The sequence below is a fragment of the Sphingomonas prati genome, assembly GCF_014643515.1.
Taxonomy (GTDB): Bacteria; Pseudomonadota; Alphaproteobacteria; order Sphingomonadales; family Sphingomonadaceae; genus Sphingomonas_R; species Sphingomonas_R prati.
The window spans coordinates 1,063,764-1,079,403 of record NZ_BMJP01000001.1 but is presented as its reverse complement, the minus strand read 5'-3'; the positions used below and the strand labels follow the sequence as shown (position 1 = coordinate 1,079,403).

Annotated in this window: 11 protein-coding genes and 1 tRNA gene; 8 read left to right on the top strand and 4 right to left on the bottom strand. The window is 67.3% G+C overall.

All coding sequences use genetic code 11. The features are described 5' to 3' along the window. The first annotated feature begins 4 nt into the window (after window positions 1–4). Window positions 5–781 carry an exodeoxyribonuclease III gene (xth, locus tag IEX50_RS04910; RefSeq protein WP_157175377.1) on the top strand — a complete coding sequence of 259 codons (777 nt, stop codon included), beginning with the start codon at window positions 5–7 and terminating at the stop codon, window positions 779–781. Window positions 782–836: 55 nt separating this feature from the next. Here xth and IEX50_RS04905 read toward each other — a convergent pair whose 3' ends face one another. Continuing rightward, window positions 837–1,316, bottom strand: a complete 480-nt coding sequence (locus IEX50_RS04905; RefSeq protein WP_157175378.1) for an Lrp/AsnC family transcriptional regulator — start codon at window positions 1,314–1,316, stop codon at window positions 837–839. A gap of 175 nt (window positions 1,317–1,491) precedes the next feature. Here IEX50_RS04905 and IEX50_RS04900 point away from each other — a divergent pair, with 175 nt between their 5' ends. Together IEX50_RS04900 and IEX50_RS04895 are read left to right on the top strand one after the other, a co-directional pair. Next, window positions 1,492–3,141, top strand: a complete 1,650-nt coding sequence (locus IEX50_RS04900; RefSeq protein ID WP_229673657.1) for a sensor histidine kinase — start codon at window positions 1,492–1,494, stop codon at window positions 3,139–3,141. Between the two features lie 66 nt (window positions 3,142–3,207). After that, a complete protein-coding gene (locus IEX50_RS04895) occupies window positions 3,208–3,426 on the top strand; it encodes a hypothetical protein (protein ID WP_157175379.1) in 219 nt (72 codons plus the stop codon). A 470-nt stretch (window positions 3,427–3,896) separates the two neighbouring features. Here the strand turns inward: IEX50_RS04895 and IEX50_RS04890 are convergent, their stop codons facing one another. Both IEX50_RS04890 and IEX50_RS04885 read right to left on the bottom strand, forming a co-directional pair. After that, window positions 3,897–7,334 (bottom strand): SdiA-regulated domain-containing protein, encoded by a 3,438-nt coding sequence (locus IEX50_RS04890; RefSeq protein ID WP_157175380.1) that lies wholly within the window; start codon window positions 7,332–7,334, stop codon window positions 3,897–3,899. A 292-nt stretch (window positions 7,335–7,626) separates the two neighbouring features. Beyond that, window positions 7,627–7,701, bottom strand: a tRNA-Ile gene (locus IEX50_RS04885). Window positions 7,702–8,059: 358 nt separating this feature from the next. On the opposite strand from IEX50_RS04885, the gene IEX50_RS04880 reads away from it, so the two are divergent. From IEX50_RS04880 to IEX50_RS04870, 3 genes are all read left to right on the top strand, one after another. Continuing rightward, entirely contained in the window at window positions 8,060–10,300 is a 2,241-nt protein-coding gene (locus tag IEX50_RS04880; protein WP_157175381.1) for a ribonuclease R family protein, read from the top strand. Window positions 10,301–10,463: 163 nt separating this feature from the next. Further along, window positions 10,464–10,799 (top strand): tetratricopeptide repeat protein, encoded by a 336-nt coding sequence (locus IEX50_RS04875; protein ID WP_157175382.1) that lies wholly within the window; start codon window positions 10,464–10,466, stop codon window positions 10,797–10,799. 97 nt (window positions 10,800–10,896) lie between these two features. Then, the gene (locus IEX50_RS04870) at window positions 10,897–11,451 is read left to right on the top strand and encodes a CHAP domain-containing protein (protein ID WP_157175383.1); all 555 of its coding nucleotides are present in this window, start codon (window positions 10,897–10,899) and stop codon (window positions 11,449–11,451) included. A 150-nt stretch (window positions 11,452–11,601) separates the two neighbouring features. On the opposite strand, the gene lepB is transcribed toward IEX50_RS04870, so the two are convergent. Further along, window positions 11,602–12,417, bottom strand: coding sequence for a signal peptidase I (lepB, locus tag IEX50_RS04865; RefSeq protein ID WP_188699419.1), 816 nt, complete (start codon window positions 12,415–12,417; stop codon window positions 11,602–11,604). 70 nt (window positions 12,418–12,487) lie between these two features. On the opposite strand from lepB, the gene pgi reads away from it, so the two are divergent. Next, window positions 12,488–13,996, top strand: a complete 1,509-nt coding sequence (gene pgi, locus IEX50_RS04860) for a glucose-6-phosphate isomerase (RefSeq protein WP_157175385.1) — start codon at window positions 12,488–12,490, stop codon at window positions 13,994–13,996. Window positions 13,997–14,225: 229 nt separating this feature from the next. Further along, window positions 14,226–15,572, top strand: a complete 1,347-nt coding sequence (gorA, locus tag IEX50_RS04855; protein ID WP_157175386.1) for a glutathione-disulfide reductase — start codon at window positions 14,226–14,228, stop codon at window positions 15,570–15,572. Window positions 15,573–15,640: the final 68 nt, after the last annotated feature.

Sequence of the window (15,640 nt, the reverse complement as noted above, 5' to 3'; positions counted from 1 at the left end):
GCCGATGAAGATCGCGACTTTCAACATCAACGGCGTGCGTGCGCGCCTCCCCCGACTGCTCGAATGGCTGGAGGAGACTCAGCCCGACGTCGCGTGCCTGCAGGAATTGAAGGCGCAGGACGACAGTTTCCCGGAAGCCGAGATCCGCGCGGCCGGGTATGGCGCGATCTGGCACGGTCAGAAGGGGTTCAACGGCGTTGCGATCCTGGCTCGCGGGACCGACCCGGTGGAGACGCGGCGCGGCCTGCCCGACGATCCGGATCCGGCGCAGAGCCGCTATCTGGAAGCGGCGGTGAACGGCGTGATCGTGGCGTCGATCTACCTGCCCAACGGCAATCCGCAGCCGGGGCCTAAGTTCGACTACAAGCTGGCCTGGTTCGATCGGCTGATCGATCATGCCGCGTCGTTGCTGGCGACCGAGCATCCGGTGGTGCTGGCCGGCGACTATAACGTGATCCCGACGAGCACGCATGACGACACGTTTTCGGTGCGCGCGATGGCGAGCGATGCGTTGTTGCAGCCGGAGTCGCAGGCGGCGTTCCGGCGGTTGCGGTTCCAGGGCTGGACCGATGCGATCCGCGCCCGGCACCCGAACGGGCCGGTCTATACATTCTGGGATTATCAGGCCGGGGCCTGGGCGCGCGACGCGGGGTTCCGGATCGATCACCTGCTGCTGAGCCCGATGGCGGCGGACCGGCTGGTCGATGCGGGCGTCGACAAGGCCACGCGGGGGAAGGAGAAGGCGTCGGATCACGCACCGACCTGGATCACGTTGCGGTAGAGGCTTGGGGCGCGGTCTTATCTAGGCCCCGGCCTGCGCCGGGGAACGGCTGGGGTTATTCCGGGTCGACGGGGATGCCGCTCTCGTCCTTTGCGGTGCGGATCGTGAGCGATGTCTTGACGCTGGCGACGTGCGGGGCGGTGGTGAGTTCGGAGGTCAGGAACAGCTGGAATGCCTGCAGGTCGTGGGCGACGATCTTGACGATGAAGTCGATCTCGCCGTTCAGCATGTGACACTCGCGGACTTGGGGCAGGGCGACCATGTGCGCTTCGAACGCGCGCAGATCCTCCTCCGCCTGCGACCGGAGCGAAACGAGCGCGAACACCATGATGCCGTAGCCGAGCGACGCGGCGTTAAGCTTTGCGTGGTAACCCTCGACGATCCCGGCCTCCTCCAGCGCGCGGACGCGGCGCAGGCAGGGAGGCGCGGTCAGGCCGGCGCGGCGGGCGAGATCGACATTCGTGATGCGACCCTCCGCCTGCAATGACGTCAGGATCGTGCGGTCGATCGAGTCCAGGGGGTAGCGATTGGCCATAATGGGCAGCCTATACCTATCTGGCCCGGAATTGGAATAATCTATCAAGCCACTGGAATCGTCCTGTAATGTGACAGGGTGAAATACATGGTTCCCACCGAGTCCGGTTCCGGTTACCGAACATCCAGGGCGGGCTCGCGTGCAGGGTCGCCAGTTATTCGAGGAATCGCCGCCGGTGCGTTACGACGACATGATCGGCACCGTGCTGGACCAGGGACCGGCCACCGACGCGGCGCGATCGGCGGCGTGGCGGCAGGTGGTCGACCTGATTGCGCAGGGCCGTGGCGGCGACAATACCGATCGCGGTTATGCGTATCTGCGTGCGGTGCGGAGTGCGGTGCCGGCCGAGCTTAGGGCGCGGTGCGCGCGGTCGCTGGCGGGACGGCGTCTGCCCGCGGCGCTGGTGTTGCTGTTCGCGGAGGATGTGCCGGCGATCGCCGCGCCGATCCTGTCGACTGCGCGACTGGCGGATGCAACGTGGGACGCGGTGCTGCCGAGATTGTCGCCGACGATGCGCGGCATGTTGCGCCATCGCCGCGATCTGGATGCCGAGACGCGGCGTGCGCTGGCGACGTTCGGGGCAACCGACCTCGTGCTGGGCGCGCCCGACGGCGAGGCTGATACGGAGGTCCCCGTGGCGCCGGCGACGGTTGCGGCCATCGAGCGCGCGCCGGACATGGTTGCGGCCAATCCGATCGGCGTGTCGATCAGCGATCTGGTCAAGCGGATCGATGCCTATCGTCGCGAGCGACCGTTTCCGGTGACGACGCCGGCCGTACCGCCCGCGACAGGTTTCCGGTTCGAGGCCGGGGCGGACGGCGTGATTGTCTGGATCGAAGGTGCGCCGCGCGAGGCGATCGTCGGCGAGACGCTCGCGCGGGCCGCTGCGCTGAACGCCGGGCACGGGGTGGACGGGCATGTCGCGGGCGCGTTCCGCCGGCGGAGTCCGTTCCGCGACGCCCGGTTGTCGGTGGCTGGGTCAGGGCCGGCGGCGGGCGACTGGCGGATTTCGGCAGTGCCGTTGTTCGCGCCGGTCGACGGGCGCTTCCTGGGCTATCGCGGCACGGCGCGGCGGCCGCGCGCCGACGAGATCGCGGTGGCGGCACCGCGCGACGCCGCGATGCTGGGCGTGTCGATGGCCCCTGATTCGCTGCGCCAGCTGGTCCATGAACTGCGGACGCCGCTGAACGCGATCGTCGGGTTCGCGGACATGATCGCGGCGGAGATGCTCGGGCCGGTCGGCGAGGATTATCGGGCGCGAGCCGGTGCGATTTCGGACGACGGACGGCGGCTGGTGTCGGCGATCGACGATCTTGATATGGCCGCGCGGATCGAGGCGGAGCGGCTGACGCTCGGGGGCGGACGGATCGACCCGGCGACGCAGCTGGCGGATATCGTCGCGCGCCATGCTGGCGCGGACGGGGTGTCGGCGATCGACCTGACGATCACGCCGGGGCTGGGCGGACGGTGCGGCGACGGCGTCGTGTTCGACCGCATGGTGTCGCGCTTGGTGGCGGCCGCGGTCGGGCTGGCGGAGCGTGACGAGCGGGTCGCGGTGACGCTGGAGCCCGAGGGGGTGCGCGGGGTGCTGTTTATCGTGTCGCGTCCGCGCCGGCTGGCGGGGCGGGACGAGCGCGCGTTGCTCGACCCGGGCTATGCGCCGGACGGGGACTGGCCGGACGGGCCGCTGCTGGGGCTTGGCTTCTCACTGCGACTGATCCGCAACCTGGCCAATGCGGCGGGCGGGAGCCTGGTGATCGAGGAGACGCGGTTCGTGCTGCGGCTGCCGTTCGCGGTGATGGAGACCGAGGCGGAGAACGCCTGAAGGGGCGACGGCGCGGTGCGCGGGTGGTAGGCTCCACCCATTGCGGACCGGAAAGGCACCACGCGAATGACGAATGATCAGGGCGAGACGTTCGGCGGCTGGTTGCTGCAGCAGAAGGACCGCGAGGGCTGGGTCGGTGATCTGGCCAAGGCGGCGCGGTCCGACCCGAAATTCCCGAAGGCCGGCGATCCGGAAGCGGTCCGCGGCCGCCTGCGCGAAATGATGGCGGAAGGCGATATGTTCGAAGCGGTCGACGACGCGGAGAGTGCTTGGCTCTCAAGCTGATGCGGCAGGGGTGATTCTGAACCTCGGGGTAAAATCGTTTCTAGCCGGAGCGTTGAGAAGCGCAGCGGTTCCTCAGGTTCTTCGCGAGGCGCTTGGCGCGAGACTTAGAGGTACGCTGCGAGGCGCTTCGGCTAGCGTAGGCCCGAAGCTCATGGCGTTCAGCACTGCTGCCGGCGTCGCGACAGGCGCCATATTCTGAGACTGATTTGTCAGCCAAAGGGCGGGGCTCGTGTTCGGAGGACCCGTCCCAGTCTGGACCGCCTGCTTCACGAGCGCTTGGCACGGCGACCGTCCGCGCGGTGCAATATCGACGCCATTTCTCGCGGCAACGGGTTACGCCAGCAGTGTCTCCGGCATCATGCCGGGCTTGTTGCGCGACAGCCTAAGTCAGAACCGCCAGGCCACGTTTTAGACCGATGCGAAATGAACGCGACTGCCGATCCGTGGACCGGCAGTCGCGCCCTAGAGCCTTAGCCTGCGACGTAGTCGAGCGAGGTCACCGGGGTGGGCAGCATCATATCAAGGGCGAAGGTCACTTCCTCGACGCCGAAGACCTGCGTGACGGCGCCGGTGGCGAGGTTGGTGGCCGAGAAGCCGCCGCCGATCGACTGGAAGCTGAAGTCGACGACGCTACCGGCAAGTGCGACGGTGTCGCGCCCTTCGCCACCGATCAGGATGTCGTTGCCGAGCCCCGCGACGATCGTGTCGTTGCCGGCACCACCGTCGATATAGTCGTTGCCGGCACCGCCATCGAAATAGTCGTTGCCTGCGCCGCCGAGCATCGTGTCGTTGCCGTCCTGACCCAGCAGGATGTCATCACCGGCGTCGCCGACGAGCTGGTCGGCGCCGACACCGCCGTCGAGATAGTCGGCACCCTCGCCGCCCGACAGGAAATCGACGCCGTCGCTGCCGATCAGCGTGTCGTTGCCGTTCTGGCCCAGCAGCGTGTCGTCGCCCGCATCACCGTCAAGACGATCGGCATCGTCGCCGCCGTCGAGATAGTCGGCACCGGCGCCGCCGGATAGTCGGTCGAGGCCGGTAGAGCCGATGAGCGTGTCGTTGCCGGCCTGGCCTAGCAGCGTATCGTTCCCGGCATCGCCGTCGAGACGATCAATCCCGTCACCGCCGTCGAGGTAGTCGGTATCGTTGCCGCCCGACATGCGATCGCTGCCGGCGCCGCCGATGAGCACGTCGTCACCGGCGAGGCCGACCAGCATGTCCGACCCCGTGGTGCCGCCGAGTCGGTCTGCGCCGTCAGTTCCGGTGAGCGTCACGCCGACCGTCTCAAGAGCGAGGATCGTGCCGGGCGAGCCGATTTCCGCGCTGTCGCGGGCGGCGGCGAAAGCACCGCGGACGCCGTCGGCGCTGAGCGTTGCGATCGTCGCGTTATCGAGCGCGGCGCCATTGTCGAACGTTGGGTACGGACCCGCGGGCGACGCGCCGAACGTGACGCCGGCCTGCACCACGCCCGAGGCGTTAAAGAGCGTCACGGCATCGCCGCCGGTAGACAGGCCGACGCCGCCGCCGGTGTAGGTGCCGAACTGAAGCCCGGCCGGTGCGGTGCCGGCGAACCAGGTGTCGATGAAACTCTGCACCGTCGTGGCGGCGGTCGCGGTTTCGAGGAAGATGACCGATTCACCCGCGGCGATGCTGGTGACGCCGCTCAACGCGACGGCGTTTGCAAAGGCGCGGCTGCTGTCGTCGAATTTCCAGCCTGTGATGTTAACCGCGGCGGTGCCGGTGTTGGTCACTTCGAACCAGTCGGCCTGGACCGGGCTGTTGCCGCTGGACCATGGGGCAACTTCGGTGACGCGCAGCTGGCCGGTCGTGTCGGCGGTCAGATCGAGCGAGAAACGCACGCTGGCGTCCGGCGTCGTGCCGACCGTGACGTCGTCGACATTGACGGTGACGTCGTAACGCGCCTTCACATTGGCATCGAGGTCCTGGCCGGCCTTGAGATAGAGGCCGGTCGCGTCGACTTCGAATGCACCGGCATCGGCGCCGGACAGCGTCAGGCCGTTGGTGCCGAGGCCGTCGTCCGTGACGATGACGGAGGCGATCTTGACGCGGGCGTCGGTGCTCGTCGTGTCGGGCAGGGTGGTGATCTCACCCGTCAGGCCGATCGCGCTGGGTGCGCGGTTGACCGGCGCCGCGACGCCGCCGATCGTGCCGGGCGAACCGGTTTCGGTGGCGTCCCCGGGCGCGACGAACGCGCCGTTGGTGCCCGCGGTGGCGAAGGTCGAGATCGTCGCATGGTTGACCAGCGACGTGCTGTTGACCTGCGCCGCATTGTCGAAAGTGGCGTAGGGGCCGCTGGGCGAGGCGCCGAACGTCACGCTGGCTTTCAGCGTGCCGGCCGCGTCGAACACGTTGGCGGCGTCGCCACCGTTCGACAGGCCGACACCCGCGCCGGTGTAGGTTCCGATCTGGACGCCGGCGGGCACGGTGCCGCCGAACCAGATGTTGGCGAACGTCGCGACCTGCGCGGCGCCACCTTCTAGGAAGATGGCGGATTCGCCGGCGGCGATGGTGGTGACGCCCGACAGTGCGACGGCATTGGTCGAGGAGTAGCTGTTGTCGTCGAACTTCCAGCCGGTGACGTCGATCGCGGTGGAGCCGGTGTTGGTCAGTTCGAACCAGTCCGCGCCGGAGCGGCTGCTGCTGGCCCAGGGTGCGACCTCGGTGATGGCCACGGTGCCGGCGGCGGCCTCGTTGACGACGTTGGTGACGTTCAGCGTGTAGGCGACACTCGCGTCCGGTGTAGCGCCGACCGTCGTGTCGTCGACGTTCACGGCGACCGAGAAGCTGGCCTTCGTCTCGAAATCGAGCGTGGTGCCGCCCTTCAGATACAGCGCGTTGCCGGACAGTTCGAACGCGGCGGCGTCGGCACCGGTGACGGTGAGCTGGTTCGTGCCCTGACCATCGTCGGCGACCGCGATATCGGCGACCTTGATGCGGTCCGCGGTGTTGCTGTTTTCAAGCAGCGCAGCGGTCGGGTTGCTGAGCGTCACGCCGGTGGGGGCGAGGTTCGCGCCGCCGGTCGAGTTGGGCGCGTAGACCCAGAGCTGCGGGTGATCGATGTCGCCGCCGCCTTCTTCGCTGACCAGGTAGATGCGGCCGGCGCTGTCGACGGTGATGCCTTCGACCGTCATGGCGGCAAGGTCGATGCCGCTGGGCGTCGCGGGTGCGACGAGCTGGAGCGAGCTGTAGACGGTGCCGTCGCGTCCGACCTCGACGATCCGGCCCGATTCCTGGCTCAGGACGAGCAGGCGGCTTTCGTCCGCGGTGCCGACGGCGGCGGCATAGTTGGACAGCGCATAGATGTCCGACAGGTCGGTCGTGCCGATGCGGGCCGGATCGAACAGGTTGGTCGAGTTGACCGTGGTCGCCGAGCCGTTGGTTGCGGTGCCGGCCGCGAAGTCGATATTGGTCTGGAAGATGCCGAGCGCATCCTTTTCCTTCACCACGATGTAGCCGCCGGTAAGCGGATCGTAGCTGAGCCCCTCGAGCCCGACATTGCCGATGTCGGTGCCGAGATCGACGGTGCGTGCCGCTTCGCGCGTCAGCGTGGTGCCGGGGGCGTAGGTGAATTCGACGACCTGGCGGGTGCGTTCCTCGGTAAAGACGAACTTGCCGCCGCCGATATAGGTGATGCCTTCGCTGTCGTAGAAGGTCGTGCCTTGCGGGCTGCTGCCCTGTGCGAGGGTCATGGTGTCGATGAACTGGCCGGTCAGGCTGACCTGCGTGACGGAGGTGCCGCCGTCGCCGACGATGAACAGCGTGTTGGTGTCGCGGTTATAGGCGACGCCAGAAGCCTCCTGCGCCAGCAGGTTGCCGGTCGGGGCGGTCGTCCGCGTGGGTTCCGGCAGGTCGTAAGTGGCGACGCGCGTATAGTTTGAAAGGTCCATGGCCACTCATCCCCTGAAGCCCGAGCCCGAGCCCGAACGGGACGCGACCACCACAATGGGGACGACGACGGTCGATCCGTCGGGCCAGCCAGGGCGCGTTTCCAGTTGCGGGATCGGATCGTTTTCTTACCGAACGCAGGGCTAACGCGGCATTGTGAAGACTATGTGACAAAATCGTAATGGTTTTTGCCGGGCTGTTCTTCCGGGCAACGTTACTATTGTCGGACGCGAATGGCTATTACGTTGTCCTATGCCGTGGCCCGGACCGGTCAGCGCATAGCAGTTTCGATGCTGGTGGGCCCGGCAGGATTCGAACCCGCAACCTAGCCGTTATGAGCGGCCGGCTCTACCATTGAGCTACAGGCCCCAGGACACGGCAAATAGCGGAGCGGCCGCCCGTTAGGCAAGCCCGGTTGGCCTTAGATCAATGGAACAACCCGACGGCCCACCCAAGGGCGAGCCAGACCGGGGACGAGACCAGCCCAGCAAACAGGATCGCCATCGGGATCGGGACGGAATCGCGTGCGGCTTGGGGACCAACGTCAGTCTTGAGGATGCCTGTCGTCACTGCAGCCTTCTCCATTTCATTTTTCTGTCTTGGTTCTGTAACGTCTCGGCCTTGCCGAAGGCTTCACGGGTTCGGTAAAAAATTTGCCGGCGGTGGCGGTCAGAGTGTGGACCTTATGGCCGGATGACGGATCGCGGCGACCGCGTTAAGGTGGGCGATGCCGAACAGACAGTCGCCGGGCCTCCCGAACCGCCAGCAAATCCTCGATTTCATCGCGAGCAGCGATACACCCGCGGGCAAGCGCGAGATAGCGCGTGCCTTCGGCCTGCATGCGCAGGACAAGATCCTGCTGAAGGCGCTCCTGAAGGACATGGCGGACGAGGGGCTGATCGACAGCGCCCCGGGCCGCGCGTTCCACAAGATGGGCGGCGTGCCGAAGGTGACGGTGCTGCGGATCGTCGACGTCACCGAGGAAGGTGTGCCGATCGCGGTGCCCGAGAATTGGGACAGCGACCAGCCGCCGCCGCGGTTGCGCGTGGTGGTGCGCGGCAAGCGCGATCCGCTGGGGCCGGGCGACCGCATCCTGTCGCGGACCGAAGAGGCGGGCTCCGGCTGGCTGGCGCACCCGATGAAGAAGCTGGCGCGCGGCGAGGAGCTGGTGCTGGGCGTGTTGCGCCGTGAGGGTGACCGGTTGTGGCTGAAGCCCGTCGACAAGCGCGAGAAGCGCGACTGGTTGGTGTCGGACGCGGGCGAGGCGGATGTCGGCGACCTGGTGCTGGCGGAAAAGGCCGGGCGGCCGCCGCGCATGACCGTGCGCGTGACCGAGCGGCTGGGCGATCCGTTCGCGCCGCGCAGTTTCAGCCTGGTCGCGATCCACAAGTTCGGCATTCCGGATGTCTTCTCGGAAGAGGTGCTGGCCGAGGCGACCGCGGCGGCGAAGCTGCCGCTGGGTGAGGGGCGCGAGGACCTGACGCATCTGCCGATCGTGGCGATCGACCCCAGCGATGCGCGCGACCATGACGATGCGGTGTGGGCGACGCCCGATGAGGACACGGGCAATGCCGGCGGGTACCGTGCGATCGTCGCGATCGCCGACGTGGCCTATTACGTGCGGGCCGGGTCGGAGCTCGACCGGTCGGCGCGCAAGCGTGGCAACAGCGTGTATTTTCCCGACCGGGTGGTGCCGATGCTGCCCGAGATCCTGTCGGCGGATGTCTGTTCGTTGAAGGAGGGCGTCGATCGCGCGGCGTTGGCGTGCCACCTGCGCGTCGGGGCGGACGGGACGTTGAAGGGGTGGCATTTCACGCGCGCCACCGTGCGGATCGCGGCGAACATCGCGTACGAGGATGCGCAGGCGGCGATCGACGGCGAGGCGGGGCGGGTGCCGGCGGAACTGGTCGAGGAAGCGCTGAAGCCGCTCTGGGCGTGCTGGCGGTTGTTCGCGGGGGCGCGGGAACGGCGCGGGCCGCTTGACCTCGACATGCCGGAGCGGCGGGTGGAGCTGGACGAGACGGGGCGGATCGCGTCGGTCGCGCCGCGCGAACGGCTCGATTCGATGCGATTGATCGAGGAATATATGATCGCCGCCAATGTCGCGGCGGCCAAGGCGCTCGAATCGAAGAAGCAGCCGGTGATGTATCGCGATCACGAGCCGCCGAGCCGCGAGAAGCTGGTCGCGTTGAAAGAGTATCTCGAGACGTGCGGCGTGTCGTTCGCGCTGGGGCAGGTGGTGCGACCCGAGACGTTCAACCATCTGCTGGCGCGCGTCGAGGATGCGGCAATGCGACCGCAGATCATGGAGCAGATCCTGCGGTCGCAGACGCAGGCTTATTATGCGCCGGCGAACACCGGGCATTTCGGACTGGCGCTGGGCAGTTATGCGCATTTCACCAGCCCGATCCGGCGTTATGCCGATCTGCTGGTCCATCGGTCGCTGGTCGGGGCGTTCGGGCTGGCGCCGGCGGTCGAACAGACGCGGTTGCCGGCGGCGGATGCCGAGCGGATGCCGGCGCTGGGTGAGGCGATCAGCCGGACCGAGCGGCGCGCGATGGAGGCGGAGCGCGAGACGATCGACCGTTATGTCGCGGCGTATCTGACGCGGTTCGTGGGCGAGGTGGTCGATACGCGCATCACCGGGGTGCGCGCGTTCGGGTTCTTCGCGACGGTGCAGGAGATCGGTGGCGACGGGCTGGTGCCGGTGTCGACGCTGGGGGCGGAGCGGTTCACGTTCGACGAGGCGGCGCAGGCGCTGGTCGGGGACGAGAGCGGCGACCGTTATGTCAGCGGGCAGTTGCTGAAACTGCGGCTGGTGGAGGCGGATCCGATCAGCGGGGCGCTTAGGTTCGAGCCGGTCGAGGGAGCGAACCATCTGCCGCATCGGCGACATGATTCGCGCGATCGGCCGCGGACTGGGAAGCCCGGCCGACCGCGCAATATCCGCCATCACGGGGGGCGCTGAGCCCCCCACAAACGGTCGAGTTCAAGTTCGAAATCGCACCCCGTTCCGGTCCGGAGCGGGGTGTTTTTCGTTGTGTCTCACGTCGCTCAAAATGACCTATTTACAGCAATACACAAAAGCGTAGCCTCATTGTCATCAAGACGTAACATAAAGAGAGGTTGCTATGATTCGTTTGCTCGGTGGAGCCCTTCTGCTCTCCATATCCACGCTCGCATCCGCCGATCCGGTGGCGTTCAAGGCCATTTCGACCGGGGACCTGACCAAGGCCGAACGGACGCTCGCGTCGCAGGTCGCGGCCGGTTCGACCGAGCCGGGCGTGCTGCTGAACCTGGCGCATGTCTATCGCACCACCGCGCGGGCGGCACAGGCGCAGGCGCTGTACCGTCAGGTGCTGGCCGAACCGAACGTCCAGATGGGCAAGCCCGACGGATCGCCGGCCTGGTCGCATGACCTGGCGACGGCGGGACTCGCCCGCGCTTCGCAGTTCGCCGCGCGCTGAGACCCGGCGGGCGCATTCGGGGCATGGGCGCGTCCCATGCTACGAATTGTTAAGCGACGCCCGGCCATGACGGACTCTCCTAATGGTCGGGGTCGCGATGCGCTGGTCCAGTTTCCTGTTCGTGGTCGCTTCATTGCATGCCGTCAGCGTGCGTGCCGAAGTGACCGGCGAGACGGTGGGCGAATGTGTGCCGTTCGCGCGGTTGATGTCGGGCATCCAGCTGTACGGCAATGCCTGGACATGGTGGGCGCAGGCCGACGGGCGCTATGCCCGCGGAACGACGCCGAAGACGGGCGCGGTGCTGGTGTTCCGCCCGTCCGGCGCGATGAAGCTGGGCCATGTCGCGGTGGTGAGTCAGGTGATCGGCCCGCGCGTGGTGATGGTGACGCACAGCAACTGGTCGCGGATCGGCGGCACGCGCGGCCAGGTCGAGCGTGACGTGACGATGACCGACGTGTCGCCTCGTGGTGACTGGAGCCGGGTGCGGGTGTGGTATCACCAGAATGAGGCGCTCGGCGGGTCGAGCTATCCGACCTATGGCTTCATCTATGGTGCGCCGCTAGCGGACGGGATGAAGACCGCGCTGCCGTCGAAGCGGTTGAGCGGGCCTTCGCCGGATATCATCGGGGCGGTGATCGATTCGATTGGGTAGGGTGCTCGATCGCCGGACGTTATATTTGCTTTAGTCTGGGAGGTCAGGCCCCAGCGGGTCGGTCCCGCGTCCTGGATCCCGGATCAAGTCCGGGATGACGGTGAAGAGGTTTGCGCTTCTACTGGCGAAGCCCAACCCTACGTTTTGCGATTAATCGACGCCCAGCCCTATCCGGCTCCACTGGATCGTGGTCCACCAGCTCTTCGGTGACGTCAGACGGGCCGAGCGGTCGGTGGACCAGGGCAGGATCGTGGCGCGGCCGAGGAGGCGGTCCGTGGGAACCATACCGAGGCCGCCGGCGTCCGGGTCGATGCGGCTGTCTATGCTGTCGTCGCGGTTGTCGCCGAGTAGGAAGAGCGTGGCGGGCGGGACGGTGCGGGCGGTGAAGTCGTCCGAGGGGCCGGGGGCGCTGTCGAAGACGGCGTGGCTGGTGCCGTCGGGCATGGTTTCGGTGAAGCGGCGGTAGCGGCATTCGCGGCCTTCGTGCCGGACAACTCGGCAGGGGGTGCCGGGGCGGATCGGGATCAGGACGTCGCCGATCCGGATGCGCGGTAGCGGGCGGCCGTCGAGCGTGACGGTGCCGGCGCGCATCGCGACGCGGTCGCCGGGCAGGCCAATGACGCGCATCACCACGTTGCGACTGCCGTTCGGGCGGACGTCCCGGATCATGACGACATCGCCGCGCACCGGATCGCGCGACCACCAGCGGCCCTTGAACAGCGGCGCACCGCCGATCAGGCCGTAACGCGACCAGCCATAGGGCCATTTCGCGACAAGCAGCGCGTCGCCGGGACGGAGTTGCGGCAGCATCGCGCCGTCGTGGATCCCCATTCCGCCGACCGCGAAGCTGCGCACCAGCCAGCCCGCGACGAACAGGATCGCCACCAGCCGCAGCGTCGCAAAGCGGGAACGGGCGGGGGTGGCGGGCATGTCGGTGGGATGGCGGGTCCGGCCGGTCGGCGTCAAGCGCGGACGGGGTGACGGAGGCCGACCGCGGGAGTAAGACGCCGCCGACAACAGGCGCAGGATTTTGATCATGAACGACGCCACCTCCTCCGGGCCCTGGGACGCCTTGCGCGCGATGCCGGTGCCGACGCTGACCACTTTGTTCGCCGACGAGCCGGATCGGCTGTCGCGGATGGTGATCGAGGAAGCCGGGCTGCGGTTCGATTTCTGCAAGACGCATCTGAACGCGGCGATGCTAGATGCGCTGGCGGAGTTGGCCGAGGCGCAGGGGTTCGCAGCGCGGCGCGACGCGCTGTTTGCCGGCGATGTGGTGAACGAAAGCGAGGGGCGGGCGGCGGAGCATGTCGCGGAGCGCGGGCAGGGCGCGCCCGATGCGGTGGCGGCGGCCCGGATGCTGCATGCCCGGATGCGCGGGCTGATCGACGTGATCGAGGCGGAGGCGGTCGGGCCGTTCCGCCATATCCTGCACATCGGCATCGGCGGGTCGGCGCTGGGGCCGAACCTGCTGATCGACGCGCTGGGCGACGATGCCGAGCGGTACGACGTGGCGGTGGTGTCCAACGTCGACGGGATGGCGCTGGACCGCGTGTTCCGGCGGTTCGATCCGGCGGCGACGCTGATCGTCGTCGCGTCCAAGACGTTCACGACCGCCGAGACGATGCTGAACGCGGAAAGCGCGCTGTCCTGGCTGGCGGGGAACGGGGTCGCCGATCCTTATGGGCAGGTCGTGGCGCTGACCGCTGCGCCCGACCGCGCGGTGGAGTGGGGCGTGGACGAGACGCGGATCCTGCCGTTCGCGGAGAGTGTCGGCGGGCGTTATTCGCTGTGGTCGTCGATCGGGTTTCCGGTCGCGCTGGCGCTCGGCTGGGATGCGTTCGAGACGTTGCTGGAGGGCGCGGCCGCGATGGACCGCCATTTCCGGCTGGCCGCGCCGTTGCAGAATGCGCCGCTGATGGCGGCGTTCGTCGATTGTTATTATGCGGTGGTGCGCGGGGCCGAGACGCGCGCGGTGTTCGCCTATGACGAGCGACTGGCGTTGCTGCCGCCCTATCTCCAGCAGCTTGAGATGGAGTCGAACGGGAAGCGTGTGGGCGTCGATGGCGCCGCGCTGGCGGTGCCGAGCGCGCCGATCACCTGGGGCGGGGTGGGGACGGATGCGCAGCATGCGGTGTTCCAGCTGCTGCACCAGGGGACGCACCTGGTGCCGGTCGAGTTCGTGGCGGTGATCGAACCGGGCGATGCGCTGGACGAGGCGCATCATGAGGCGTTGCTGATCAACTGTTTCGCTCAAGGGGCGGCGCTGATGGCGGGGCAGCCGAACGACGATCCGCAACGTGCCTATCCGGGGGATCGGCCGTCGATGACGATCCTGATCGACCGGCTCGATCCGGCGCGGCTGGGGGCGTTGCTGGCGTTCTACGAACAGCGGACCTTTGCCAATGCGGTGCTGCTCGGGATCAACCCGTTCGATCAGTGGGGGGTGGAGCTGGGCAAGACCATCGCTCGATCGATCGTCGAGGAGGGGACCGAGCGGTTCGATGCTTCAACTAGGGCGTTGATAGCGCGGGTGCGCGGCTGATGCTTTATTAGCCCCTCTCCTTCAGGGGAGGGGTTGGGGTGGGGCCGACCTCTCCCCACTTTGAATGTTCGATATTGGGGAGCTGTAGCCCCCACCCCAACCCAGTTTGCCCATTTGTAAGGTGAAACAGGCCCCCGGCCTGTTTCAGGGATTGCCGGGGGCAATCCCGACCTGACAAATGGGCAAACTCCTGAAGGAGAGGGGCTTTTGCTTAATTTTGGAGTACCGCATGTCCGATTATGACTATGACCTGTTCGTCATCGGCGGCGGTTCCGGGGGCGTGCGGGCGGCGCGGGTTTCGGCGGCGCATGGCGCGCGGGTCGCGCTGGCCGAGGAGTTTCGCGTCGGCGGGACCTGCGTTATCCGCGGGTGCGTGCCGAAGAAGCTGCTGATCTACGGCGCGCATTTCGCCGAGGATCTGGCCGATGCGCGCCATTTCGGGTGGGACGTGCCGGAGACGTCGTTTGACTGGATCCGGTTGCGCGATGCTGTGCTGGCCGATGTCACGCGGCTGGAGGGGCTGTACACCAACACGCTGGAGAATAACGGCGTCACGCTGTTCCACGAGCGTGCGACGGTGACCGGGCCGCATAGCGTGAAGCTGGCGACGGGGCGGGAGATCAGCGTTGGGCATATCCTGATCGCGACGGGTGCGTGGCCCGATACGCCGGAGTTTCCGGGCGCGAAGCATGGCATCACGTCGAACGAGGTGTTCCACCTGGATTCCATCCCGAAGCGGATGGTGATCGCGGGGGCGGGCTATATCGCCAACGAGTTCGCAGGGATCTTCCACCAGTTCGGGTCGCATGTGACGCTGGTGAACCGGTCGGACGTCATCCTGCGCGGTTACGATGCGCAGATCCGCGACCGGCTGCTGCAGATCTCGACCGTGAAGGGCATCGATTTCAAGTTCCACGCGGCGTTCGAGAAGGTGGAGAAGCAGGCGGACGGGTCGCTGCTGATCTTCACTGCGAACCATGATCCGATCGAGGCGGACCTGCTGATGTTCGCGACGGGTCGCCGGCCGAACACGGACGGGCTGGGGCTTGAGGCGGCGGGTGTCACGCTGGGCGGGCGCGGGGCGATCATCGTTGACGAGGACAATCGGTCGAACGTGCCGAGCATCTATGCGGTCGGCGATGTGACCGACCGGGTGCAGCTGACCCCGATCGCAATCCGCGAGGGGCAGGCGTTCGCGGACACGGTGTTCGGCGGCAAGCCGCACCGTGTGGATTATACCAACATCCCGAGCGCGGTGTTCAGCCACCCGCCGATCGCCGCGGTCGGCATGACCGAGGCGGAGGTGCGCAACCGGTACGGTGCGGCGAAGGTCTATACGTCCGATTTCCGCCCGATGAAGAACGTGCTGGCGCAGCGCAACGAGCGGGCGCTGTACAAGATGGTGTGCCATCCGGAGACGCATGTCGTGCTGGGGCTGCACATGATCGGGCCGGATGCGCCGGAGATCCTGCAGGCAGCCGCGGTGGCGGTGAAGGCGGGGCTGAGCAAGGAGGCGTTCGACGACACGGTGGCGCTGCATCCGTCGATGGCCGAGGAACTGGTGCTGTTCAAGTAAGGCGCTTGGCGTTTTGCCCGCGGCCGGACTAGTTGGGCCGACACGATGAAGAGCCCCGCACCGGCGGG